The following is a 26028-nucleotide window of genomic DNA, read 5'->3' as shown; positions in this document are numbered from 1 at the left end:
GATAAAAGTATGAATAAAAATAAATACATCTTAACATTGTTATTGGCTACAGTCTTAATAAGCTGTAAAAGTTATAAAGAGATAACAAAAAAACCGGATCGGTTACACGATGCCATTGAAATGCCTTCTTACGAAAGTAAGCTTATAGTCGGTTTAAAAGCAGATTTATCTACCTTAGAGGATCAGATAAATGAGGCTTTTAAAAATGGATATAACGATCAGGGAGAAGGAACCTTTCAATACAAATCCTGGATAAAAACGAAGGACCCTTTATATGATCCTAGTGAAGTTATAACGACAAAAAACCCTTTGTACAATCCTAATAAATGGATAAAAACAAAAGATCCTTTATATGATCCCAGAAAATGGATAAAAGTCGGTCCAATAAAGACAAAAAATCCACTATACCATCCCAATAAATGGATTGAAATAGAGAATCCGGCTTATGACCCTAATGAATGGATAAAAACAAAAAATCCGTTGTACCATCCTAATGAATGGATTGAAACTAAAGGTCCGGAAGTAGCTGTGGGCTATCAGTACCAATATGCCTTACGTCTGAAAGATAAAGTGAAGCTTTCATATTTTGATAATAATACAATTAAAGTGTCTGTTCCGATTGCATTTAAAGGGAAAGCAGGACTTAAAGGAAAAATACCGGCCGGATTAGATTTAGACAAGAAGAATTTCGACGGAGAAATTAATTTTTATATCAATACAAGAGTTTTTATGACTCCCGAATGGTGCCCTAAAGTAGAGGCAGATGTAACTCATTCTTGGATAAGTAATCCTCAGTTGGAAATAATAGACAATGTTTATATTTCATTAACAAATGTTGCAGACAAATACATAAAAAAGATTGAAGAAGATGTGGATGAAATCATTTATAACAAAATCGATTGTGATCTTTTTAGAAATACCATTCAAGAGAGATGGAAACATTATAACTTTTCATTACCAACCTTAGTAAATGATAAGCAATATCAACTGAATATTAACCCGACCGGAGCAGCATTGTCAAGCTTGAAGGTCTATAAAGACTCAATAGCTCTGTTTGTGGGAGTAAGAGGGAATATAACTATTGATGACAATATTATAAATACAACAGCAACTTTGCCTTTACTGGAAGAACAAGTAGAAGTTCCAAGTGAAGTAAAATCATTTTTATCGTTTATTCTTAAATATGAAGATATATCAGGTACGGCAAATAAATATTTAAAGGAGAAGAAAGTAGAACTACAACCTGAATTGATTCTCAAAAAGAAAGCTCATATCAAACTGAAAAAAATAGATATATATCCTAACGGTGATGAGGTAGTAGTAGGGGTGAAATTAAAAGCTAAACTCCCTGGAAATTTATTTCCGGTTTCCGGTTGGGTCTATTTAATAGGAAAACCGACAATGACGGATAATAAAAAATTCGAATTAAAAAATCTGGATTTTAGCATGGATGTGGATAACAAATTTTATCCGGTCATATCTTCATTATTCAAACCTCTCATTATAAGAGAAGTTAAGAAACAAACAACAAGAGATCTTTCAGAACCTATCGAAGATCTTAAAAAAAAGCTGCTTGAAAAAGCAAATGCTTACCAACATGATAAGATCGGATTTGTGGTTAATAGTTTAGATGTAGGAGTATATGATATTGTATTAGGGAAAGATGATATAGGGATTATTACAGAATTAAATTCGACGTTTGATGTGTTTTTAAAAGAATAATCAATAAATCGATGTTTTGTAGGAATAAGTTATAATTTATTGCAAAAAACAATTATTTTAGAACAATTTTTAAAAGAATAAGAAAATGTGGACAACAAAGATTAACGCAAAAAGAACAAGTGAAACAACGGTTGAAGTAGCACTTTCATTACATAATATTAGTGTTCGATATGGATTTATAGCTCACGAGCTGATTGCATTACCTGGCAGTGTGCAAAATGAATACGATTATGCAGTAGTATTTCATTTTAATGATATCAGTGGTACCGTTCTGTCTGATGGAAGCGAAATTTTCTCAAAAACCATATCAGTTAACATACCTAAAACCGTTAATTGCGAGGGTAAAAAGCTGAGAGTTTTTTATTGGAATGATAATGTCGGAGAATTAAGTAGTGTTTTGGACTGTTTTAAAACTCTTTTTATTGAAGTTAAACTTGATGATAGTAAAATTCCTGTAGGTCCTTTTAAAATGAATTTTTGTAATGAGTTAATTCCGCGTCAGGGAGGGAACGGAGGTGTTGTAGGAATTGCAGACAATTGTAATTAATGAAGAACTATATATTCCTTATCTTTTTTTTTCATTCTTTTCTGTTTTCACAAATAGACAAAGACTCTGTTTCATACAATTACTTTTATAAAAATGAGATACAAAAAATTGTTGCCTTAAAGAAGCAGTTTACAACTGCTTCTTCGGTAACAACTCAACAATTACTGAAAATAGCCGAGTTATACAGAGATATAAATATAGAAGACTCGGCTTATGCTAATTATTATAAAGCTTACGAAAAAGAACAGACCGATAAAACGATCAGTGAGGAAGAGTACAAACAATTGCTGTACGATATTCATTATGTAGAATCTTCTAAAAATTATTATCATAAAGACCGGCGTTTTTTTCTGAATCAACTATATTCACTTTCTCAGGAAGATAAAAGCGATAAGTGGAGATCCTATTACTATCTGGAATTAGCCAAAGACCATCTGGTTGATAGCCTTCAATTTCCGGAAGCGGAAAAAGAATTTGAAAAAATATTCCAAACGGAATATTACCAAAAGCAAGAAAACTTTCAGGCAAAAACACTTTTGGCTTACGGCTATTTAAAAAATCAACAGCAGAATTACAAAGAAGCGACAGCTATTTTTCAAAAATCGCTCTATTTGTCCCGTAAAACAGCAGACATACAAAATCAATTTTACAATTACCTGAATTTAGCGGTAAACGATGTAGATCAATCTAGATATTCAGAAGCATTGGAATATTTAGACAAAGCGGAAGCATTGCCCATACCGAAATACAAAGTGAAATCGTATCGCTTGTTGTATTTTAAGCGAAAAGAAATCTATTCTGTATTAGGAGATAGCGCCTTATTCCGTAAGAGCGACCTCATCTTTACAAAATTAGATTCCCTATTAGATGATTTTAGAAAAAACAGCAATTTCTATGAGATCGATTCAAAATTCCAACTCAAAGAAAAGCAAAGAGAATTAAGCTCGTTAGAGACAAAGTTCAATAAAAATAGAGTGGTCTATAGTATCTTACTGTTCTTGGTATTCTTATTAGCATTTTATTCCTTCCTCCGTTGGAAAAAAGTAGATGCTAAAAAAAGAAAGATACTTCAGGAAAAAACAGCTATAGAACATCGGCATACAACTACTGTCGAGGAACTTGAAAAAGTAAAACAATTGGTCATAGAAGACCATATTACACTTAAGAATAAAGCAAAAGTATATTTGAACGAATTGATCTATATAAAATCAGAAGACCACTACCTGCAACTCGTTACAACAGGTAAGAATCAATTTGTAAGAGGGAAATTGTCAGAGATCATTCAGCAGTTACCGCCAAATTTTGTAAAATGCCATCGTTCCTATATCATTAATAAAAACTTTATCGGTCAAATGAATAAAACTTCAGTAGTGATGACCGACAAAACAGAAATTCCTTTTTCCAGAAATTTCAAACTGTAAAATCATAATAAGAATAACCATAAATCAACATAGCATTTTTGAAAAAAATGTAAATTTGTGGCTATGGAAAATATTTTTACCGACGAATATTTCATGAAAAAAGCCTTGATGGAAGCCGAAATAGCTTTTGAAAAAGGAGAAATACCTGTTGGTGCCGTTATTGTAATAGATAACAAAGTAATAGCCCGAAGTCATAACCTTACCGAATTACTTCACGATGTTACGGCACATGCCGAAATGCAGGCCATAACAAGTGCCGCAAATTATCTGGGAGGAAAATACCTTAAAGATTGTACGCTATATGTAACACTTGAACCTTGCCAAATGTGTGCAGGAGCACTTTATTGGAGCCAAATCTCTAAAATTGTGTACGGCGCGGCCGATGAAAACAGAGGATTTATGAAGCTGGGAACACAACTGCATCCGAAAACGGAAGTAGTCAGAGGCGTTTTAAAAAACGAGTGTGCCTTATTACTACGTGCTTTTTTTAGAACTAAAAGATAAACTGTCGTATTTTTAGTAAAAAAACAATATCTTTAAGGTGATTTTTGCATCATTTTTGTAAGTACGAAAAACATCTATAATCCATCCCGCCATGATTAAAATTAAAACGCTTTTAAAAGGGCTCTTTGCGTTAGCATTTTTGTTAATTATTTCTTGTTCCAAATCAAATAAGGAATTTAATTCCGATTACGGATTGTTCAAAGAATATATCCAGAATTTCAGTTCCGGATTAATTTCTGCTCACGACGATATTCGCGTTGTTCTCGCATTTGACATACCCGATTGGACACCTGAAACAAAATTGGATAGTAAATTATTTACTATAAATCCGGCAGTTGATGGAAAAGTAGTGGCTTTGTCTGCAAATACAGTAGCTTTTGTGCCGGCTTCACCATTAAAGAACGATCAGGAATACAAAGTTAGTTTTCATTTAGAAAAGCTAAAAGACGTTCCGAGTGAGTTAGAAACCTTCAATTTTTCGCTAAAAACGATCAAGCAGGACTTTGTTGTTAATTTTCAGGATTTACAATCTTACAGTAAAGATTATTTTTATTTGAACGGAACAATCAATACTAGTGATAATTTTCCTTTAGAAAAAGTAACACAGTTGATTGCAGTGCAACAGGATGGAGCTAAGTTGAAAATCAAGTTAGACAAGGAATTGAGTAATGCCCGTGAATTTAAGTTCATTGTTGATAGTATTAAAAGATTTGAAGACGATTCTAAGATAAAAATAGCTTGGGATGGCAAGGATTTTGACATTAAACAAAAAGGAGAAACAGCAATAGACATTCCCGGTAAAAACAATTTTTCAGTTTTAAGTGGCGAAGTAGAAGACGGCAATACACAGGTTTTACTACTGAATTTTTCCGATCCGTTAAAGAAAAATCAGGATTTTGATGGTTTGGTACAAGTGGAATCGGCAAGTCACCTGAAATTTGCTACAGCCGGAAATTTACTGAAAGTGTTTTTCAACGAACCGTTAAAAGGAGAGTTGTTAGTTGAGGTTTTTCAGGGAATTCAAAGTGAAGACGGTTACAAGTTAAAACAAAGTTTTTCGCAAAAAATAGCTTTCGAACAGCTAAAACCAAGTATTCGTTTTGTAAAAAGCGGGACGATCTTGCCAAGTTCTGATAATCTGAAGATCAATTTCGAGGCTGTTAACCTAAGTGCGGTAGATGTTAAAGTATATAAGATATATAAAAATAACGTGTTACAGTTCTTACAAGATAACGAACTTAACGGGAACTATAATCTCAGAAAAGTAGCCGGACCGATTGCAAAACAGAAAATAATACTCAAAAAAAATAATCTGACCAATTACAGCAAATGGAATACGTACGCTTTAGATTTGTCTAAAATCGTTAATCCCGATCCGGGGGCAATTTACAGAGTCGAATTAAATTTCAATAAAAAATACTCACTTTACAAATGCGGAGCTGTTGAAGAAGAAAATCAGGAAGAAACTGAAGAGCAGGATGAAGAAGTCAGAAGAAATGACGGAGGGTATTATTACTATGAAGACGACTATTATTATGATGATTACAACTGGTCAGAAAGAGAAGATCCATGTACCAATTCATACTATTACAGAAAAGCTATTGCAACTAATGTTGCAGCTACAAATTTAGGCGTAATTGCTAAAAGAGGCGAGAATGGTTCTTATTTCTTTGCCGTAAACAATATTGTAACTACAGAACCGGTACCCGGAGCAACAATCGATTTGTATAATTTCCAACAGCAAAAATTAGGAACGGTACAAACGAATGATAAAGGTTGGGCAGAAATTGACCTTGAGAAATATGCTTATTTTGCTGTAGTGACACAAAATAACAATACTACGTATGTTCGTTTAGACGAAGGACAATCTCTTTCTGTTAGTAATTTTGATGTGAGTGGCGAAACCCTGCAAAAAGGGTTAAAAGGGTATATCTATGGAGAACGGGGCGTATGGCGTCCGGGTGATACCCTGCACATTGCTTTTATGCTTAATGATAACGAAAGTAAATTAGCCGGAAAACACCCGATCAAGTTCCGTTTGTCAGATCCCAAAGGGAAATTAATGTATCAGACAGTTCAGAAATACAAAGAGAACAATCATTATTTATTTGATGTAGCTACTAAACCGAGTGACTTGACAGGGAACTGGGAAGCAAAGATTAGCATTGGCGGGGCTAATTTCTATAAATCCATTAAGATTGAAACCATCAAGCCGAATCGTTTAAAAATAAAGAACAGTTTCAATGATGCTCAGATTTATGGCAATCAGCCTAATAAAGGAACCGTTCAGGTAAATTGGCTGCACGGAGCACCGGCTAAGAATTTAAAAGTAGAAATGCAGGCAAAATTCATGAAAGAGAAAACTACTTTCAAAGGATATGCTCCATACGATTTTGATGACGACGTTCGAAAGTTTTATACGGAAGAGGTTAATGTATATTCCGGAAAAGTAGACGAAACAGGTTTGGCAAATGTAACACTTCAGCCAGAAGTGAACCGTCAGTCACCAGGAAAACTAAAAGTGGTTTTTCAAACCAAAGCCTATGAAAACGGAGGGGATTTCAGTACCGATGTCGTTACGGCTCATTTTTCGCCTTATGAAACGTATGTAGGTTTAAAAAGTCCGGAAACCAATAAATACGGTATGCTGGAAACCGGGAAAAAGAATCGCTTTGAAATCATAACGCTTTCCGAAAAGGGCAAACCAAAAGCCGTAAAGAATTTAGAAGTTCGGGTATATAAAGTCGACTGGCGTTGGTGGTGGAATTCGTCAAATGATGATTTAGCGAAATACAATTCGGCGAGTAGTACAACAGCTTACAAAAACTTTGTGGTCAATACTGATGCTAAAGGAAAAGCTTCCTTTCAGTTTGAAGTACCTGAAGAAGATTGGGGACGTTATTTAATTCGGGTTGTTGATGAAGAGGGAGGTCATGCAACCAGTACAACTCAAATTATTGACTGGCCTATCTGGTCCGGGAAATCGAAATCCGGAAATGGAGAAACTGCAAACATGTTGGTCTTTACCTCAGATAAAGAAAATTATCAGGTAGGCGAAAAAGCCGTTGTGTCTTTCCCTTCGAGTGAAGGCGGCCGTGCATTATTGTCTTTTGAAAATGGTTCAAAAGTGGTGCAAACACTTTGGGCAAATACCACAAAAGGAGAAACTAAAGTAGAGGTGGAAATAACTCCGGAAATGGCGCCTAATGTTTACATCCATATTTCATTGCTCAAGCCGCATGCCTCAACGCAGAACGATTCTCCTATCCGCATGTACGGAATTTTACCTATCGAAGTTATAGATAAAAATACCGTTTTGAAACCGCAGATTGAAATGGCAGAAGTGCTACGCCCGGAAAAAGAAGCCACTATAACGGTAAGTGAGCAGTCCGGAAGAGAAATGACCTATACAATTGCTATTGTAGACGAAGGATTATTAGATTTAACCCGATTTAAAACACCTAATGCATGGGATAAATTTTATGCAAAACAAGCACTTGGCGTTCGTACTTGGGATATTTATGATGATGTGATCGGAGCTTATGGCGGAAAGATCAATCAGATATTCAGTATAGGTGGTGATGAAGATTTAGGCGGAAGCAAAGCTAAAAAAGCCAACCGTTTTAAACCGGTAATTATTTATAAAGGACCTTTTAAATTGGAAAAAGGTCAAAAGGCAACGCATCATTTCACAATGCCTAACTACGTAGGCTCGGTTAGAGCAATGGTTGTAGCCGGAAATGCTCAGGAAGATGCATATGGAAGCACAGAAAAAACAGTTCCGGTTAAAAACCCGCTGATGGTTTTGGCCTCAATGCCGAGAAAAATATCTCCTACAGAGAAGATCACATTACCGATCACGGTCTTCGCTATGGAAAATAAGGTTAAAAATGTTTCTGTGCAGATTAAAACGAACAGTTTCTTAAGCCTTCAGGGAGCATCACAAAAAAGTGTTTCATTTGAATCACCGGATGAAAAAATGGTGTATTTTGATCTGGAAGCCACAGATAAGATCGGAATTGCTAAGTTAGAAGTAATTGCCACGTCCGGTAGCCAAAAAGCAACGTATGAAGTGGAATTGGATGTGGAAAATCCGAATCCGTTAACCAATGATTTTGTTGATGTAGTATTGGAACCGAATGAAAGTAAAGAGATCAATTGGTCTACTTTCGGAGTTGCCGGAACCAATAAAGCGGGGGTTGAAGTTTCTTCATTCCCGACGATCGATTTTGGTAGAAGATTACAATATTTGATCCAATACCCGCATGGTTGTGTGGAACAAACCACATCAAGTGTATTTCCACAACTGTATCTGGCTGATGTTGTAGCTGTAAGCGATAGTCAAAAGCAAAAAATCCAGCAAAACATCAATGAAGGAATTCAACGCTTGGGTCGTTTTCAGTTAGCTAGTGGGGGATTGTCGTATTGGCAGGGAAATAGCACAGCTAATGATTGGGGGACGTCTTATGCCGGTCAGTTTATGATGGAAGCAGAGAAAAAAGGTTTTGTATTACCGATTGGTTTCAAACAAAAATGGATCGCATTCCAGCAAAAACAAGCTAAACAATGGCGTTACAATACTGATTTTCATAATGATTTTGCTCAGGCATACCGTTTGTATACTCTGGCAGTAGCCGGGCAAGCCGATCTGGCCTCCATGAACCGATTGCGAGAAACCGTTGGTATATCAACTGATTCTAAGTTGCGTTTGGCAGCAGCTTACGCTTTAGCAGGTCAAAAAGCAACGGCACAAAAAATTATGAGTTCCATAAACTGGAATGCTGTAAATGATGAAAATCGCTACTACTATTATTACTATGGTTCGGAAGATCGAAACAGAGCAATGTTATTGGAAACGTATTTGTTGGTAGATGATAAAGCCAAAGCATTCCAGACTGCAAATATTTTGGCAAAACACTTATCCGGACGATATTATATGAGTACACAAACCACGGCTTACTCTTTATATGCTATGTCAAAATTTGCTATAAAGAACGGGAGTAAAGGTGTTAATTGTAATGTGACGTTTAATGGAAAAACGGAAAAACTGACTACGACAAAATCAGTACTGGAAAAAGAATTAGTGGTAAACCAAGGGGAGTATAGTGTAAGCCTGAAAAATACAGGAAATGCTACTTTGTATGTCAGAGTCTTGAATTCAGGTGTGCTACCAATGGGACAAGAACGTGAGATGCAGAAAAATTTATCAGCTCAAATAGCATATAAGACTAGAAACGGAGAAGCTGTCAATTTATCAAATGTGAAGCAAGGAACAGAACTTGTTGCTCAGGTTACAGTTAAAAATACAGCTACGGAAGCTATTCAAAATGTAGCTTTGGCACAGATATTCCCTTCCGGATTCGAAATTGTAAATTCACGTTTTACAGATTTCGGAAGTTTTGCAGAAAATAAAGCCGATTATATTGATATACGTGATGATAGGACGCAATTCTATTTCGGATTAAAACGAGGAGAAAGCAAAACGTTTACAGTATTGTTAAATGCTTCTTATTTGGGAACTTACTATTTGCCGGGAATCCAATGCGAAGCCATGTATGATGATAATTATGTTTTCAGAAATAAAGGACAGTGGATTACCATTGTAAATGAATAAACGGAATTAAATGCAAAATAAGATTTTTGCGTATTTCAAACGTCATAAAATTAAAACTACCATAGGGATTATTCTTGTGGTAGTTTATTATTTTTCGTTGCCCCGAACCTTGTTTAAGGATTCGTATGCAACAGTTATTGAAAGTAGTAACGGACAGTTTTTGGGAGCCAAAATTGCAAATGACGGGCAATGGCGTTTTCCGGAAAGCGACAGTGTGCCTTATAAATTCCGGCAGTGTATTGTTGCATTTGAGGATCAATATTTTTACAAGCACATCGGGTTCAATCCGGTAGCCATGCTACATGCTTTCCAACAGAATAGAGCTGCCGGAAAAGTAGTTCGGGGCGGAAGTACTTTAACGCAACAAGTTATTCGTCTATATAGAAAAAATGCGGAAAGAAGTTATCTTGAAAAACTTTTTGAAGTCATTTTGGCCACTCGTTTGGAGTTGCGACATTCTAAAGATAAAATCCTGAATTTATATGCTTCGCATGCGCCTTTCGGAGGGAATGTTGTAGGTTTGGAAATGGCTTCCTGGCGGTATTTCGGTTTGCAACCGCATCAATTGTCCTGGGCGGAAGCCGCAACTTTGGCCGTTTTACCTAATGCGCCAAGGTTGATCTATCCCGGTAAAAATCAGGAACTGTTATTGCAAAAACGAGATCGCTTGTTGCATAAGCTTTGGCAAGAAAAAATTATCGATAAAGAGACGTATGACTTGGCCTTGTTGGAACCGCTTCCTCAAAAGCCTTATGCCATACCTAAAATAGCTCCGCATTTGACGGAAAAGATCAATCAGGAAAAACGAGGGCAAAAAATAACCACAACTATTGATTATAACCTACAGGAGCGAGTTAATGAAATTGTTGCACAGTATTATAATGTGTATAAGCAAAATAAGGTTTTTAATATGGCAGTTGTAGTAGTTGATGTCAAAACCCGAAAAGTGCTTTCGTATGTGGGGAATTCGCCAACAGATAAAGAACACCAAAAAGATGTCGATGTAATTCAGGCACCCAGAAGTACCGGTAGTATTTTGAAGCCTTTTTTGTATGCAGCGATGTTAGACGAAGGAGAGTTGCTGTCACATACATTGGTTCCTGATATACCGACGCAGATCAGCGGCTATTCGCCACAGAATTATAATTATACTTATGACGGAGCTGTTCCGGCAAGCAGAGCTCTGGCACGTTCTTTAAACATTCCGGCAGTACTTATGTTAAAAGAATATTCAGTGAATCGTTTTTATGAAAAGCTGCAAAAACTAAAACAACATCATATTAACAGACCCCCTTCTCATTATGGGCTATCATTGATATTAGGAGGTGCAGAAACCAGTTTATGGGATTTGTGTGGAGCGTATGCGTATATGGCTTCAACCCTGAATCATTTTACACAAACGCAGGATTTGTACAGAAGTAATGAAATGACCGCGCTTCAATATATCGGGAATAAACCAATTGATTTCGGAAAAGAAAAAAGGGAAAAGAATAGCTACGGAGCAGGAGCTATTTGGCAAACTTTTAATGCTATGAAAGAGGTAAATAGACCGGAAGGAGATGAAGCATGGCGTTTTTATGATTCTTCTTTGGAAATTGCCTGGAAAACCGGAACCAGTTTTGGCGGTAGGGATGCGTGGGCTGTAGGAGTAAATCCGGATTATGTTGTTGGTGTTTGGGTAGGTAATGCCACAGGAGAAGGTCGGCCGTTATTAACAGGTGTGGAAAGTGCTGCTCCGGTTTTGTTTGATGTTTTCAGGACGTTACCGAGAGGGGAATGGTTTAATCAGCCATACAATGATATGGAGAAAGTAATGGTTTGTAAGCAATCCGGCTATTTGGCACAGGAAAACTGTCCGACCATAGAGCAATGGATCCCTAGAACTTCTAAAAAAACGGAGGTATGCCCGTATCATAAGATGATTCATTTAGATAAGAGTTTGAAGTATACGGTAAATAGCAATTGTGAAAAGGTAGAGAATATAGTTTCTAAATCGTGGTTTATTTTACCTCCGGTTATGGAGTGGTATTATAAAAGCAAACATGTAGATTATATTCCGGTGCCACCGTTGCGCGACGATTGTAAGGATGCTAATGCAAAACCGAGAATGGCATTTATTTATCCGAGTGAATTCACTAAAATTATTTTGACAAAAGATTTTAACGGAATCGAACAACCCGTGATTTTAAAAGTGGCACATTCCAATCCGGATGTGGAGCTTTTCTGGTATATTGACGATCAGTTTTTAGGGACAACCAGAACCTTTCATGAGAAACCTTTAATAGCTTCAAACGGATTGCATTGGGTCACTGTTGTAGATGAAAATGGCAATGAAATTAAACAGCGAATAGTGATTGAAAGGAGTAGTGGAAAATAAAAAATCCGTTACTCAATTAAGAATAACGGATTTAAGTTATTTAATTTCATTTCCTTCTTTGTCAAAGAAATGATATTCTAAATACGTGTAAGCGTCACGAGGTATAACTTTCACCCAACGTTTGTGTTCAAAATACCATTTTGAACGAACGGATGGAAAACCTTTTGTAAGGTATGCTGCCACAAATGGATGTGTATTCAATACAACCTTTTTGTGGTCTTTTGTAATTCTTTCCAGGTCAGCTTCTATTTTGTCGATCAATAAAATCGGAGCTTCAATTTCCCCGTTTTCATTCGGGTCTTCTTCTCTCGTTTTAATGTGAACTTCTGGTCTGACTCTTTGTCTAGTAATTTGTATCAAACCAAATTTACTAGGAGGCAAGATTTTGTGTTTAGCCTTATCGTCACTCATTTCTTCTTTTAAGAAGTCATATAGTTTTTTTCTATTTTCTGCGTTTTGCATGTCAATAAAATCGACGACAATAATTCCGCCCATGTCCCGAAGTCTTAATTGGCGCGCAATTTCAGCGGCAGCAATTAGGTTTACTTCTAGAGCTGTTTCTTCCTGGCTTTGGGCTTTGTTTGAACGATTACCGCTGTTCACGTCAATTACGTGTAAAGCTTCAGTATGTTCAATGATAAGGTATGCTCCTTTGCTCATGGAAACAGTTCGACCGAAAGACGTTTTTATCTGTCGTTCTATATGATATTTCTCAAAAAGAGGTAATTCTTTTGATTGATAGTGTTTTACGATAGACACTTTATCCGGAGCTATCTCTTGCAAATACTCCTTCGTTTGTAAATACAATTCTTCTTCGTCAACATGTATTCCGGTGAAAGTATCATTAAATACATCTCTTAAAATAGAAGATGCTTTATTGAGTTCACCAAGAACTTTTGACGGGTGATGAGCCGTTTGCAATCTTTTGCACATAGCTGACCAACGATCCATGAGGTTTAATAAATCACGGTCAAGTTCAGCTACTTTTTTGCCTTCGGCTACCGTACGGACAATTACGCCGAATCCTTTTGGTTTAATGGAAAGAACTAAACGTTTTAAACGCTCTTTTTCGTCTTTGGAAACGATTTTTTGAGAAACCGATACTCTGTCTGAAAAAGGAACTAAAACGACATATCTTCCGGCTAAAGAGATCTCAGAACTAATTCTTGGTCCTTTAGTCGAAATGGGTTCTTTCACAATTTGCACTAAAATAGATTGATTGGCACTAAGTACATCAGCAATAGCACCGTTTTTATCAATTTCAGGTTCAAAAGGAAAATTTTTGAGTGAATAGTCTTTTAATTTACCTGCGCTTACAAGTTTAATGAATTTCATCAAAGAAGTCAGATTAGGTCCCAAGTCATGATAATGTAGAAAGGCATCTTTTTCGTAACCTACATTAACAAAAGCGGCATTTAAGCCGGGAACAGGTTTTCTTATTTTAGCGATAAAAATATCACCAACCTGAAATTGGGTTCCTTTTTCCTCTTCTTTGTGTAATTCTATTAGTTTTCCATCTTTTAATAAGGCAAAATCTACGGCACCGGAACTGGAACGAATAATTAATTCTTTGTTCATGCAGTACATTTTTATCCGTGAATTAGCATCTGACAAAGCGTTTGTTACACTAGTCATTAACTTCTGCAAGGATGGATTAAACATTTTTTTACAGGTATTTTACCCGAGAATCGATCACGTGATCGATCCATTTCAAAGAACTTTTAAAAAAAGAAAAGTAGTATTATACTACTTTTTCTTTTTGTGACGGTTAGCTCTCGCTCTCTTTTTACGCTTGTGAGTTGCTACCTTATGTCTTTTTCTCTTTTTACCACTTGGCATAACTTTGTTGGTTTAGATTAATAAATAATTATACGGTTACTTCAGTCTTTGTTTTTACTCCTTCAACAAAAACTTTAGCGGGTTTAAATGCAGGGATGTTGTGTGCAGGAATTTTAATTGTAGTGTTTTTAGAGATGTTTCTTCCTGTTTTTTCAGCTCTTGTTTTGATGATGAAGCTTCCGAAACCTCTTAAGTAAACATTGTCTCCTGTTTCTAATGAATTTTTCACTTCTTCCATGAAAGATTCAACTGTTGCTTGAACATCTGCTTTTTCAAGACCTAGTTTTTCAGAAATTTTCGCTACGATATCTGCTTTCGTCATTTTCTTTCGTATTAATTTTTATGTTCATTTTTAGAGTGTGCAAATATACAAATTAAAAAAACAATAAATCAACCTTAATTGATTAAATTTTAAATGTTAAAGTTATAATTTTGTTTTTCAATTGTAAAAAATGAATTTTTCTAACTCTTTAATTAATTGGTATTTACAAAACAAACGGGACTTGCCTTGGCGAAAAACGCAAAATCCGTATCATATTTGGCTGTCTGAAATCATGTTACAGCAAACCCGAGTAGCTCAGGGAATGCCTTATTATGAGGCTTTCACAGAGGCTTTTCCTGTAATTCATAACTTGGCAGATGCAAGCGAGGAAATGGTCTTGAAACTATGGCAGGGACTGGGGTATTATTCCAGAGCGCGTAACCTGCACGCTACCGCTAAATATATTAGTAAGGAGTTGCAAGGTAATTTTCCGGATACCTATAAAGAATTGCTGAAATTAAAAGGAGTGGGGAGTATACGGCTGCTGCGATAGCTTCTATTTCGTTTAATGAAGATGTGGCAGTTGTAGACGGAAATGTTTTCCGGGTGCTGGCACGTTATTTTGGTGTTGAATCAGATATTGCCCAGTCGAAAACTAAAAAAGAATTTCAGGAATTGGCAAACAGTTTATTACCCAAAGGGAAAGCGGCTTTGTTCAATCAGGCGGTTATGGAATTCGGGGCAATGCAATGTGTGCCTAAAAATCCGGATTGTAATGTTTGTCCTTTAAATGAAAGCTGTTTTGCTTTGCAACGAAAAAGAGTGGAGGCGTTGCCGGTAAAGTCTAAGAAAGTAAAAATAAAAGATCGCTACTTTAATTATTTAATAGTAACGGATGTTAATGGGAACTTTTTGGTCGAAAAGAGAACATCTAAAGGAATCTGGCATAACTTGTATCAATTTCCGTTAGTCGAAACAGAAAAAGAGATCCCGATAACTGAAGTGAAAAATAAAATAGCGGAAAAGTATAAGGGAGCAACTTCTGTTTTTTTTGAAGGAGCCTCAGTGATTCATAAATTATCACATCAACATTTGAACATTCGTTTCTTTCAGGTACAATTGCATACAGAAGTAAAAAATGCGATCGAACCGGAAGCGCTTTTGAAATTGCCTGTTCCTATAGTGTTGCATAATTTTATTATAGCAAACCTTAGTACGGTATTCTAAAAAATACTATATTTGATTTATACTAACACAAATATACGCCATGAACGGAACAGTAAATAAAGTACTTTTAATAGGACATTTGGGAGACGAAGTGAAGATGCATTATTTTGACGGAGGAAATTGTATTGGCAGATTTCCGTTGGCAACCAATGAAGTTTATATTAATAAAACAACAGGAGAGAAAATTACATCTACAGAATGGCATAATATTGTAGTGCGTAATAAAGCTGCTGAAATTTGTGAAAAATATCTTTCTAAAGGAGATAAAATTTATATTGAAGGTCGTATTAAGTCAAGACAATGGCAGGCTGAAGATGGTAATACCAAATATACCACTGAGATTCAGGTTACAGAGTTTACTTTTCTGACTACTAAAAAAGATCCTGATGCAAACAGACAAAACTTAAAGTCTAATGAACAGGAATCTCCGAAAAATAGTAATTTTGACGACGAAAATTTAGGTAATGACGATTTACCTTTTTAATGTTTAACTAATACGTACTAATTTGGACTCGGACCCTTCCAGTTTTTTTTCTACTATTGATTTTGAAATGCTAACCGGAATGTTAGTTGTTTTCGTTCTGCTTATTTGCTCAGCTTTTATTTCCGGTTCTGAAGTAGCTCTTTTTTCGCTTTCACAGAAAGATATTGACGATTTAGAGCATGAGGATACAAATAAAGGCAATCAGGTTACTAAATTACTTAACAGACCCAAGCAGTTATTGGCTACGATCTTAGTGGCTAATAATTTCATTAATATTGGTGTAGTTATTATTTTTTCTTCTTTTAGCGAAAGGCTTTTTGGAAGTGTTCATTCGGTTGTGATGCGTTTTGTACTCGAAGTAGTTGTCGTTACATTCCTGATATTGCTTTTCGGGGAAGTGTTACCGAAGATCTATGCTAATAGAAATAATGTAACTTTTGCTAAAATGGTTTTAATTCCGGTTTCTCTATTGTTCAGAGTTCTGGCACCAATAGCCATTCCGATGCGAAATATCACTTTGTATATAGAAAAGAAATTTAGTGTTCAAAAAACAAATTTTTCGGTAGATCAGCTTTCTCAGGCTTTAGAGTTGACCAATCAGGAAGAAACAACGGTAGAAGAACAAAAGCTGTTGGAAGGAATTGTTTCTTTCGGGAATACGGAAGTACGTCAGGTAATGAGTCCTCGTATTGACCTTTTCGCATTGGATATAGAAGAAACTTTTGATGAAGTCTTACCGAAAATCATAGATAAAGGATACTCTCGTATTCCGGTGTATAAAGAAAGTGTCGATCAGATAGAAGGCGTTCTTTTTATTAAAGACCTTATTCCTTATATAGACGAAAAGAAAGATTTTAAATGGCAAAGTCTGATCAGAGAACCGTTCTTTGTTCCTGAGAATAAAAAACTGGATAACTTGTTGAAAGAATTTCAGGGAATGAAAAATCACTTAGCCATTGTGGTAGATGAATACGGAGGAACTTCCGGTTTGATTTCTCTGGAAGATATTTTGGAAGAAATTGTCGGAGATATAAGCGATGAGTTTGACGATGAAAACTTGGTGTATTCACAGATTGATGATAAAAATTATGTGTTCGACGGAAAGATAGGACTGAAAGATTTTTTCAGAATTGTAGAGGTTGATGAAGAAGTATTTGAACAAGCAAAAGGAGAGGCAGAAACCTTAGCCGGATTTATATTAGAGATATCCGGTAATTTTCCTAAAAAAGGACAGAAAATCTCATTTGAATCTTACTTGTTTACAATTGAGAGTTTAGATAAGCGAAGAATAAAACAGATTAAAGTTACGTTATCGTAATGTTGAAAAAGAGTATTATGCGAAAAATTATATTGATTCTACTTTTTTTAGGTTTACAATCTTGTGGTGAAGACACTTTGCCTAAACCGCAAGGGCAATTGCGATTGGAATATCCGAATCCTGTTTACGGGAAGTTAGAAGGTAGTTGTCCTTTTACTTTTGACGTTAATAATGAAACAAAAATAAAAGGAAATGAGAATTGTTCTTTTGAACTGCATTATCCTAAAATGAAAGCAACAATATATGTTACGTATAAAAAAGTTGAAGGAAATGTAGAAGACTTATTGAGAGATGCTCAAAAACTAACATACGAACATGCCATCAAAGCAGATGAGATCAGTACGCAGCCCTATATAAATTCAGAAAAAAAGGTATACGGTATGTTTTCGGAAGTCGGAGGAAATGCAGCTACAAATGCACAGTTTTATGTTACGGATAGTACAAAGAACTTTTTAGTAGGCAGTATGTATTTCTATGCAAAACCTAATTTTGATTCTATTTTACCTGCAGCCAGTTATGTCAAGGACGATATCAGGAGGATTATGGAATCTGTTGAATGGAAAGAATAATAAAAAAGCCTCTGTTTTATACAGAGGCTTTTTTATTAGAAATAAATTTTCATTATGCTTTCGGAGTTACCTGAATATCACTTACGGTGTAAGTATCACCGCCGGCTACATCTTCAACAGTTGATTTTAAACTTTCAGCAGATTGTTTGTTAGCGTCAAAAACAACAGTAGCTTTTTTCTCTTCAAAGTTTACTTTTGCTTCTTCTACACCTTCCAGACCGGAAAGTTTACTTTCAATTGTTTTAGCACAACCTATTTCGCAAGTCATACCGTCAATTGTAAAACTAGCTGTTTCAACTTTTGCCGGAACGTCATTTTGAGCTTCTGTTTTTGTAGTTTCGGCTACTTGAACTTTGGCAGATTCTTCGTTTTCTTTTTTACAGCTTGTTAAAGCTATAGCAGAAAGGATTATTAGGGAAAAAACTTTTATTTTTTTCATAACAAATTGAGGTTTAACATGAATTATTGACAAAAATACAAAATTTAAAACCGTATTTAAAAATAAAGTTAGAATTTTGAACCTTAAAAAAAGGTATGGGAAAGAATAATTTAAAGTGGTATTTGTTAGGGTTCTTGGGGTGCGTATGGGGTAGCTCATTTATCCTGATGCAATTAGGTTTAAAAGGCGTAAATCCGATTCAGCTAGGTTCGTTGCGGATCATTTTTGCAGGATTGTTTTTGTTAGTGATCGGTTTTAATCATTTAAAGAAAATACCATCCTATAAATGGAAATATATAGCCTTAACAGCTTTATGCGGAACGTTTGTTCCGGTTTTTCTGTTTGCTATGGCTTTGTCAAAAATTGACGGATCCATAAGTTCTATTTTAAACTCACTTACTCCGCTGAACACGCTTTTGGTAGGCTTGCTGTTCTTTAAAATTCCGGTAGAGAGAAGACAGTTTTTTGGTGTAGGCTTAGGTTTTCTAGGATGTGTTTTATTGGTATTATTCGGAAATAATCACGGAACAACAGAAAATTATTTATATGCCGTACTGATAGTTCTGGCTTCACTTTTTTATGGAACCAATGTAAATCTGATAAAGAAGTATCTTTCAGATTTGCATCCGTTGACCATTAGTGTGGGGAATTTTTCAATTATGATAATACCTGCTATTCTGGTATTGTATTTTTCAGATTTCTTTTTGATCGCAGATCAGCCGAAAGTACAGACTTCCTTGTTGTTTATCGGGATCTTGGGTATGGTAGGTACGGGGATTTCGAATATCATTTTCTTTAAGTTGATCCAGTTGTCTTCACCGGTTTTTGCTTCTTCCGTTACTTATATCATTCCGGTTGTGGCTATCTTTCTCGGAACATTTTTTATGAATGAAAGTTTGAACGTTCTTCAGATAATCGGAGCTGTAGTAGTGTTAATCGGAGTCTATTTCTCCAGTAGAAAATAAAAAAAGGGTTTCCGTTAGGAAACCCTTTTTTGTTTGTATAAAAAGTAAATTTTATTCAAAATCCGAATCAGAAACCCCTTCATTGATCTTAACATCAGAAGTTGTGAATTCAAGATCCATTCCTACGCTTAAAGTCGTATTGTACGGAAACTTGATTCCTTTTACATCTACATAATTATCATAGTAAGTGAACTGAGTCATTTTTTGTCCCATTTGTTCTTTCTCTCTGGATTCAGCAACTTTTAATCCTGATTTTACGTCGTAGTAATATGTTGTTTCGCCTTTTTTGATAGCATAAGCATCTTTGTCTTTGATCGTTTCAATTCCGGCTAATTCAATATCAGGGTTGTTTAAAAGTTTTAACTCTTTGAAAGTTCCTGCAGATTCCTGCATTTGTTTCAAATCATCTCCTGTGATGTCCATTCTTTGTCCTTGGTTAATAGTGTAACCGTATTTAGGAGTCACAACGGTTTTTGAAACAGTCATTCCCATCATGCTGATCTCAGCAGAGAATTTATCCTGAGCTGATTTAGTAACCATATCAAGTTTTTGTCCTTGGATAGTAGCACCTGAAAAGCTCATAACACTTTTTACTTTTTTAAGAGCTTCTAAGCCACCGATAGCCTGAATGTGTTTCTCAATTACAGATTTTGCAGTTACGCCTGCAGGAATTGGTTTTTTTACAACAGGTTTGTCAGTAGGGTTACCATATTTGTCAAAATAGAAAATAGGTAATTTAGCGGATTTGCTTAAATCCTCAAGTCCCGGTAAAACATCTGCTGCTTTCCCAACGATGATTACTCTCGTATTGTCAGCTAAGAAATATTTTTTGGCAGCATTTAGAACATCCTCTGAAGTTACAGCGTTGATGTTTTGCATGTATTTTTCGTAGAAATCATCCGGTAAGTTCTGTGTTTCTTTGTTTAAAGCATAACGAGCGATAGTTGTAGGTTTCTCGATCTGCATTACAAAGTTACCGATGTACTTAGCTTTAGCGTTTTTCAGTTCTTCTTCAGAAACTAATTCTGTTCTGATTCTTTTTAATTCATTGAATATTTCAACAACAGCACTGTCAGTTACAGTATTACGTACTGAAGCACTTGATCTGAATTTATTGATATATTTTCCGGCTCCTATTGAAGAGTAAGAACCGTAAGTCCAACCGTGTTTTTCACGAAGGTTTAAGAATAAGCGACCTTCTCCGCCACCGCCTAAAATTTGGTTCGCAATTAAAACTGCAAAGTAGTCTTTGTCTGTCATTTTCAAATTAGAAAGATTTACTAATGAAATCTCAGACTGTACAGCGTTTGAAGCATCAACGAAGTTGATTTGGCTATATTGAACGTCTTTAGGGTCGTTGTAAGCAATTTGCGGAGCAATTGCTTTTTTCCATTTACCGAAAAGTTTTTCTACTTGTTTTTTTGTTTTCTTATAATCAATATCTCCTACGATCACTAAATAAGCATTTCCCGGAACGAAATATTCGTTGTAGTTCAATTTAACATCTGCTAAGGAAACATTTTTTAAAGTTTCTTCTGAAACGAATTCTCCTTTATAGTGTTTTTTACCGAAAGTCAATGCGTTTTCAACTCGACGAGCAATTGAAGGAACGCTTTTTTCGTCAGCTTTTAAGCCTTCGATCATTTTATCTTTTTGCTTGTCAAACTCTTCTTGAGTGAATACAGGGTTTAAAGCACCATCTGCCATTAACTCTAAAATTCTGGAAGAATAACGAGATAATCCGTTTGCAGAAGCTCCTTCTGACCAAAAGTTGATATTTGCTCCTAAGAAATCGATCTCTTCATTAAAAGCATCTTTAGAGATGTTTTCAGTGCCACTTCCTAACATGGAACCCAATAAGTCGGCAACTCCTTTTTTATCGCCCTGAGCATAAGGAGCATTGTCTAAAGTTAAGGTGTAAGAAACTCTGGGTAATTTATGATTTTCTACAATCAAAACTTTCAATCCGTTTTTCAAAGTGAACGTTTCAGGATTTTTAATATTAATTGTAGGAGCCGGGCCCGGTTTCGGCATGGATCTGTCTTGTGCTTGCATTGTTATTGTTAAAAATAAGCAGGTAGCAATATATACTATTTTCTTCATTGTCGTCTTAGTTTTGAGTTTTTTCCTTAGCAGGTACGTAATCTAAAACCATTCTTTGGTTAGGTTTTAGGTACTTGTTAGCTACTTCTTTGATTTCTTCTCTGGTAATAGAACGGAAAATGTCAATTTCTGTGTTGATCAGATTGATGTCTCCATATAGTAAATAGTAATTGGCTAAGTTGTTAGCAATTCCTTCCACACTTGCATTACTGTTTACATAGTCACTTTCAAATTTATTCTGAAGTTTTTCATAGTCTTTTTCAGAAATAAGTTCTGTTTGCAGTTTGGTTATTTCTTCATCTATACCTTTTAATAAGTCTTCTTCTGTAGTTTGTCCCATTGGTAAACTGTAGATAAAGTACATACCATAATCTTCCTGACTGTAGTTAAAAGCGCCGATTTGCAATGCTTTTTTCTGATCGTCAACTAACTTTTTGTATAGTTTTGAACTTTTTCCGTCAGAAAGGTAAGAAGAGATCATGTCTAAAACTCTGGCATCACGTGTTTTCATAGAGGGTGTTCTGTAGCAAGCCACATACATAGGAATCTGAATGTTCGGGTCTTCCCAGGTGGTTTTGAATGACTCAGTGATCGGAGCTTCTTCATAATGCTTGCGGGTTACAGGAGTCCCTTTTGGAATAGGACTGAAATATCGCGCAATCCATTCTTTTGCCTGAGCTGTATCAAATTGCCCGGCAACTACTAAAACAGCGTTGTTAGGAATGTAGAATTTTTTGTTAAAAGCTTGGAATTCTTCTAAGGTCGCTGCGTCTAAATGTTCCATTTCTCCGATGGTTGTCCAACGGTACGGGTGAACTTTAAACATGTTTTGTTTTACGGCTTTAATAAGATTTCCGTAAGGTTGATTGTCAACACGAAGTCTTTTTTCTTCTTTTACTACCTCATTTTGCGTGTCAACACCAATTTGATTGATAACCGGATGCATCAAACGTTCCGATTCCATCCAAATGGCTAATTCTAAGTTGTTTGAAGGGAATACTTCATAGTAGTATGTTCTGTCGTCGGTAGTATTGGCATTATTTTGCCCTCCGTTGGCTGTAACAATCTTAAACCATTCTCCACGGTCGATGTTTTTAGTGCCTTCAAATAATAAGTGTTCAAAAAAGTGAGCGAATCCGGTTCTGTCCGGTTGTTCATCTTTAGCTCCTACGTGGTACATTACAGATGTAATGACTACCGGTGCTGAGTTGTCTTGGTGAAGCACAACGTGTAATCCATTGGCTAAATCATATTCTTCAAATGCTACCTTTTGAGCATTGGTAACACCTCCAAGTAGTAATGCAGTACTCAAAGCCATTAAAGATTTTTTCATAAATTATAATTTAATTAAAAAACGTTTTTAATAAGTTGCAATTTCTGATTTTTTGTTACAATAGAGGTCTGTTTTTTGTCTTTTTTAACAAAAAGTAGTCAAGGTGATTTTTTAAGTGTTGGAAATTAAAGAATTAGTTGTATATTTGCACACTTGAAATTTTAACTAAAAAAATTCATACTGTATGTACGCAATCGTAGAGATAGCAGGGCAACAATTTAAAGTAAGCAAAGACCAAAAAGTTTTTGTACATCGTTTAACAGGAGCTGAAGGAGATAAAGTTTCTTTCGATAAAGTTCTTTTGTTAGAGGATAATGGTACAGTAACTTTAGGCGCCCCAGCTATAGAAGGTGCTTCTGTGGAAGCCAAAGTTTTACAACATGTAAAAGGTGACAAAGTAATCGTTTTCAAAAAGAAAAGAAGAAAAGGTTACAAAAAGAAAAATGGTCACAGACAAGCATTGACTCAAATTATTATTGAAGGTATTGTAGCTTCAGGAGCTCCTAAAAAAGCTGCTGCGCCAAAAGCAAAAGCTGCTGCTAAAAAAGGAGATGATTTGAAAAAAATTGAAGGTATCGGGCCTAAAGCTGCTGAGGTGTTAGTAGCTGCCGGAGTAGATACTTATGCTAAATTAGCTGGAACTTCTGCTGATAAAGTAAAAGAAATTTTAGATGCAGCTGAAGCTAAAGTACAACATTTAGATCCTACTACTTGGGCTCAACAAGCACAATTAGCTGCTGACGGGAAGTGGGATGAATTACAGAAATTACAAGATGAATTAAACGGTGGTAAAGCTGTTTAATTTGAGTATTAACTTTTAAAATCAAAACGTCATGGCTCATAAGAAAGGTGTCGGTAGTTCGAAGAACGGTAGAGAATCAGAATCGAAACGTTTAGGCGTTAAAATTTATGGTGGTCAAGCTGCTATCGCAGGGAACATCATCGTTAGACAAAGAGGTTCTAAACATAACCCAGGTGAAAACGTTTACATGGGTAAAGATCATACTTTACATGCTAAAGTTGACGGAATTGTTCAGTTTCAAAAGAAAAGAGATAACAAATCTTATGTTTCTGTAGTTCCGTTTGAAGCTTAATAAGTGTAAAAAACAGATAAAAAAAGGGTTGTGAAATTTCACAACCCTTTTTTTATATTAATATGTGTTTATTTTATAAACTTAGAAATACTTCTGCTGGCAATTAAGGAGGCTAAGTAGCCTAATGTGGTAATAGTGATGATAACGATAGCTATGTTTTGTATTTCAAAAACAACAGGGTAAGCTAAGTTAGGGGTGATCATAATTAAGCTGAATTGTTGTTGTAAAATAACAAGCAAAATGCCTAAAAGTAGACCGATTATTCCTCCTGAAAAGGTCATTAACAGACCTTGGTATAAAAATATTCTGGAAAGTTCCTGTTTTAAACACCCTAAAGAGAGTAGTGTTTTTAAATTGTTCTTTTTGTCGATAATCATCATGATTAAGGCGCCGATCAGGTTAAAAAGAGCAATGATGATGACAAGGGTAAAAATAAGATATACGGCAATATTTTCGGAATTGAGCATTTTGTACAGCGCATCGTTTAATTGAGCTCTGTTTTTAATCTTGATCTGGTCTTTAAAAATTCTGTTTAATTCTGTAATTCCTTGATCTTCACTTATGCCTTCGTTGAGTTTGACTTCAATAAAACTAATCTGGTTCGGTTTGAAGAATAATAAATTTTGAGCCAGACTTAAATCGCAAAATACATATTTATTGTCAATGTCTTCACTAATACTGAAAATGCCTGTCGGGGCTAGTTTTTTTATGGTAAAAGCATCTTCTATATTGTCAATAGCGCCTTTTCCGGCTTTTGGTGTGTAAACTTCTAAGGCATTGTTGAAATCAAAAAGCCCTAAGTTTAATTTTCTGCTTATCTCAGAACCGACAACCACTTCGTTCGATTGGGTTTCAAGCCAGTTACCGGCATAAAGATGTCGCTTGATGTCGGTTACCTTGCTGAAATTTGAGTCTACACCTTTTATATAAGCGACTTGTTCTTTTTCCTTGTAGTAAAAAAGTACGCGTTCTTCAATAGTTTTGCTGAAATCGGCAATGATGGTACTTTTTTGGAGTTCTTTTTCAATTTCCGGAGAAAGTGTTAAAACTTTGCCCTGAATAGGTTGTATACGTAAATCAGGATCTGTTGCATTGGTAAAGCTCAGGCTGAAATCGCGTAAGCCGCTAAAGACAGAAAGGACAACAAAAAGAGCCATGGAGCTAGCAATAATGCCTATAGAGGCAATAATGGTGATAAAGTTGATTGCTGAACTTTTACTGAAAGAAATGCTATACCGTTTAGCTATGTATAGAGAGAAATTCAAATTATGATTTTTTTCTTTTGGCTAATAGATCAGGGTTTTTAACCGGATTTTCTTCTCCGCTTAGTGCTTGATCTATCTTTTCTATGTAGTCTAAGCTGTCATCGATATAGAAAACTAAGTTCGGTACTTTTCGTAATTGGTTTTTAACACGTTGAGCTAAGTCATTTTTGATTAAGGGACTGTTTGATTTTATTGCTTTTAAGATTTCTGCTCCTTTTTCAGAAGGGAAAACGCTTAAGAAAATCTTAGCGATCGATAAATCAGAGGTAACATTTACTCTTGATACGGATATAATAAGATTGTGAATTCCGTTTTTTCTCACTTCACCTTGTAAAATATCAACCAAATCATTCTGTATGAGGTTGCCAATTTTTTTTTGTCTGTTTGTTTCCATACTGCAAAAATACATAAAAAGTAATTTAGTTTTTTAGTGCTGAAACTTTGTTTTACTTTTGTGAGTCAGGAATTCAAATTTGTTTTGGTATAATAGGTAAAAATAAATTATAAAAAAGATGAATAAAATAGAACATATAGGAATAGCGGTGAAAGATTTGAAAGAGTCTAATTTGATTTTTGAGAAGCTTTTCGGGCAGCCGGCTTATAAAGAAGAAGAAGTGGAAAGTGAAGGGGTGAAAACTTCTTTTTTTATGAATGGTCCTAATAAAATAGAATTATTGGAAGCAACCAGAGAAGATAGTCCTATTGCAAAATTTATAGAAAAAAAAGGAGAAGGAATTCATCATATTGCTTTTGATGTAACAGATATTGTAGCTGAAATTGAGCGTTTAAAAGCAGAAGGGTTTGTGGTTTTAAACGAACAACCTAAAAAGGGAGCGGATAATAAATGGGTAGCTTTTTTGCATCCAAAAACGACAAATGGAGTTCTAGTTGAACTTTGTCAGGAAATAAACTAAAATTTTCTTGCAACAAAAAGAAATTAGTATT

General features: G+C 35.4%; 20 protein-coding genes and 1 pseudogene. 14 read left to right on the top strand and 7 right to left on the bottom strand.

Annotation, left to right across the window (positions count from 1 at the left end; all coding sequences use genetic code 11):
* Positions 1 to 9: 9 nt before the first annotated feature.
* From DI487_RS05030 to pbpC, 6 genes are all read left to right on the top strand, one after another.
* Positions 10 to 1722, top strand: a complete 1713-nt coding sequence (locus DI487_RS05030; RefSeq protein WP_109568692.1) for a DUF4403 family protein — start codon at positions 10 to 12, stop codon at positions 1720 to 1722.
* Positions 1723 to 1807: 85 nt separating this feature from the next.
* Positions 1808 to 2269, top strand: a complete 462-nt coding sequence (locus DI487_RS05025; protein ID WP_109568691.1) for a hypothetical protein — start codon at positions 1808 to 1810, stop codon at positions 2267 to 2269.
* Positions 2269 to 3690 carry a LytTR family transcriptional regulator gene (locus tag DI487_RS05020; protein ID WP_109568690.1) on the top strand — a complete coding sequence of 474 codons (1422 nt, stop codon included), beginning with the start codon at positions 2269 to 2271 and terminating at the stop codon, positions 3688 to 3690. Before DI487_RS05025 ends, DI487_RS05020 begins: the two co-directional genes overlap by 1 nt.
* Positions 3691 to 3753: 63 nt before the next feature.
* Positions 3754 to 4194, top strand: a complete 441-nt coding sequence (locus DI487_RS05015) for a nucleoside deaminase (protein WP_109568689.1) — start codon at positions 3754 to 3756, stop codon at positions 4192 to 4194.
* A gap of 91 nt (positions 4195 to 4285) precedes the next feature.
* Positions 4286 to 9808: an alpha-2-macroglobulin family protein gene (locus DI487_RS05010; RefSeq protein WP_109568688.1), complete on the top strand. Its 5523-nt coding sequence runs from the start codon at positions 4286 to 4288 to the stop codon at positions 9806 to 9808.
* A gap of 10 nt (positions 9809 to 9818) precedes the next feature.
* Complete coding sequence (pbpC, locus tag DI487_RS05005; RefSeq protein WP_109568687.1) at positions 9819 to 12185, top strand: penicillin-binding protein 1C; 2367 nt, start codon at positions 9819 to 9821, stop codon at positions 12183 to 12185.
* 36 nt (positions 12186 to 12221) lie between these two features.
* Here the strand turns inward: pbpC and DI487_RS05000 are convergent, their stop codons facing one another.
* Both DI487_RS05000 and DI487_RS04990 read right to left on the bottom strand, forming a co-directional pair.
* On the bottom strand, positions 12222 to 13763 hold the full coding sequence (locus DI487_RS05000) for an Rne/Rng family ribonuclease (RefSeq protein WP_109568686.1): 1542 nt from the start codon (positions 13761 to 13763) through the stop codon (positions 12222 to 12224).
* A 289-nt stretch (positions 13764 to 14052) separates the two neighbouring features.
* Positions 14053 to 14346 carry an HU family DNA-binding protein gene (locus DI487_RS04990; protein WP_109568684.1) on the bottom strand — a complete coding sequence of 98 codons (294 nt, stop codon included), beginning with the start codon at positions 14344 to 14346 and terminating at the stop codon, positions 14053 to 14055.
* A 130-nt stretch (positions 14347 to 14476) separates the two neighbouring features.
* Between DI487_RS04990 and mutY the strand changes: the two are divergent.
* From mutY to gldD, 4 genes and pseudogenes are all read left to right on the top strand, one after another.
* Positions 14477 to 15513, top strand: a pseudogene (gene mutY, locus DI487_RS16675) (A/G-specific adenine glycosylase).
* A gap of 40 nt (positions 15514 to 15553) precedes the next feature.
* Positions 15554 to 15997: a single-stranded DNA-binding protein gene (locus DI487_RS04980; RefSeq protein WP_109568683.1), complete on the top strand. Its 444-nt coding sequence runs from the start codon at positions 15554 to 15556 to the stop codon at positions 15995 to 15997.
* A 22-nt stretch (positions 15998 to 16019) separates the two neighbouring features.
* The gene (locus tag DI487_RS04975; protein WP_109568682.1) at positions 16020 to 17315 is read left to right on the top strand and encodes a gliding motility-associated protein GldE; all 1296 of its coding nucleotides are present in this window, start codon (positions 16020 to 16022) and stop codon (positions 17313 to 17315) included.
* The gene (gene gldD / locus DI487_RS04970; protein ID WP_109568681.1) at positions 17315 to 17884 is read left to right on the top strand and encodes a gliding motility lipoprotein GldD; all 570 of its coding nucleotides are present in this window, start codon (positions 17315 to 17317) and stop codon (positions 17882 to 17884) included. Before DI487_RS04975 ends, gldD begins: the two co-directional genes overlap by 1 nt.
* A 52-nt stretch (positions 17885 to 17936) precedes the next feature.
* On the opposite strand, the gene DI487_RS04965 is transcribed toward gldD, so the two are convergent.
* Positions 17937 to 18323 (bottom strand): heavy-metal-associated domain-containing protein, encoded by a 387-nt coding sequence (locus DI487_RS04965; protein ID WP_109568680.1) that lies wholly within the window; start codon positions 18321 to 18323, stop codon positions 17937 to 17939.
* A gap of 95 nt (positions 18324 to 18418) precedes the next feature.
* Between DI487_RS04965 and DI487_RS04960 the strand changes: the two genes are divergently transcribed.
* On the top strand, positions 18419 to 19288 hold the full coding sequence (locus DI487_RS04960) for a DMT family transporter (RefSeq protein WP_109568679.1): 870 nt from the start codon (positions 18419 to 18421) through the stop codon (positions 19286 to 19288).
* A 51-nt stretch (positions 19289 to 19339) separates the two neighbouring features.
* Here DI487_RS04960 and DI487_RS04955 read toward each other — a convergent pair whose 3' ends face one another.
* Positions 19340 to 21391 (bottom strand): M16 family metallopeptidase, encoded by a 2052-nt coding sequence (locus DI487_RS04955; RefSeq protein ID WP_109568678.1) that lies wholly within the window; start codon positions 21389 to 21391, stop codon positions 19340 to 19342.
* A gap of 7 nt (positions 21392 to 21398) precedes the next feature.
* Positions 21399 to 22724: a M16 family metallopeptidase gene (locus DI487_RS04950; RefSeq protein WP_109568677.1), complete on the bottom strand. Its 1326-nt coding sequence runs from the start codon at positions 22722 to 22724 to the stop codon at positions 21399 to 21401.
* A gap of 184 nt (positions 22725 to 22908) precedes the next feature.
* Here DI487_RS04950 and rplU point away from each other — a divergent pair, with 184 nt between their 5' ends.
* On the top strand, positions 22909 to 23526 hold the full coding sequence (gene rplU / locus DI487_RS04945; protein ID WP_109568676.1) for a 50S ribosomal protein L21: 618 nt from the start codon (positions 22909 to 22911) through the stop codon (positions 23524 to 23526).
* Between the two features lie 31 nt (positions 23527 to 23557).
* Positions 23558 to 23818 carry a 50S ribosomal protein L27 gene (rpmA, locus tag DI487_RS04940; RefSeq protein WP_109568675.1) on the top strand — a complete coding sequence of 87 codons (261 nt, stop codon included), beginning with the start codon at positions 23558 to 23560 and terminating at the stop codon, positions 23816 to 23818.
* A gap of 68 nt (positions 23819 to 23886) precedes the next feature.
* Here the strand turns inward: rpmA and DI487_RS04935 are convergent, their stop codons facing one another.
* Entirely contained in the window at positions 23887 to 25083 is a 1197-nt protein-coding gene (locus DI487_RS04935) for an ABC transporter permease (protein WP_170108172.1), read from the bottom strand.
* A 1-nt stretch (position 25084) separates the two neighbouring features.
* On the bottom strand, positions 25085 to 25477 hold the full coding sequence (rbfA, locus tag DI487_RS04930; protein WP_109568674.1) for a 30S ribosome-binding factor RbfA: 393 nt from the start codon (positions 25475 to 25477) through the stop codon (positions 25085 to 25087).
* 118 nt (positions 25478 to 25595) lie between these two features.
* Between rbfA and mce the strand changes: the two genes are divergently transcribed.
* Positions 25596 to 25997 carry a methylmalonyl-CoA epimerase gene (gene mce / locus DI487_RS04925; RefSeq protein WP_109568673.1) on the top strand — a complete coding sequence of 134 codons (402 nt, stop codon included), beginning with the start codon at positions 25596 to 25598 and terminating at the stop codon, positions 25995 to 25997.
* Positions 25998 to 26028: the final 31 nt, after the last annotated feature.

The organism is Flavobacterium sediminis, assembly GCF_003148385.1.
Classification (GTDB): Bacteria; Bacteroidota; Bacteroidia; order Flavobacteriales; family Flavobacteriaceae; genus Flavobacterium; species Flavobacterium sediminis.
The sequence above is the reverse complement of the archived record's forward strand: the minus strand, read 5'-3'. Positions and strand labels throughout refer to the sequence as shown.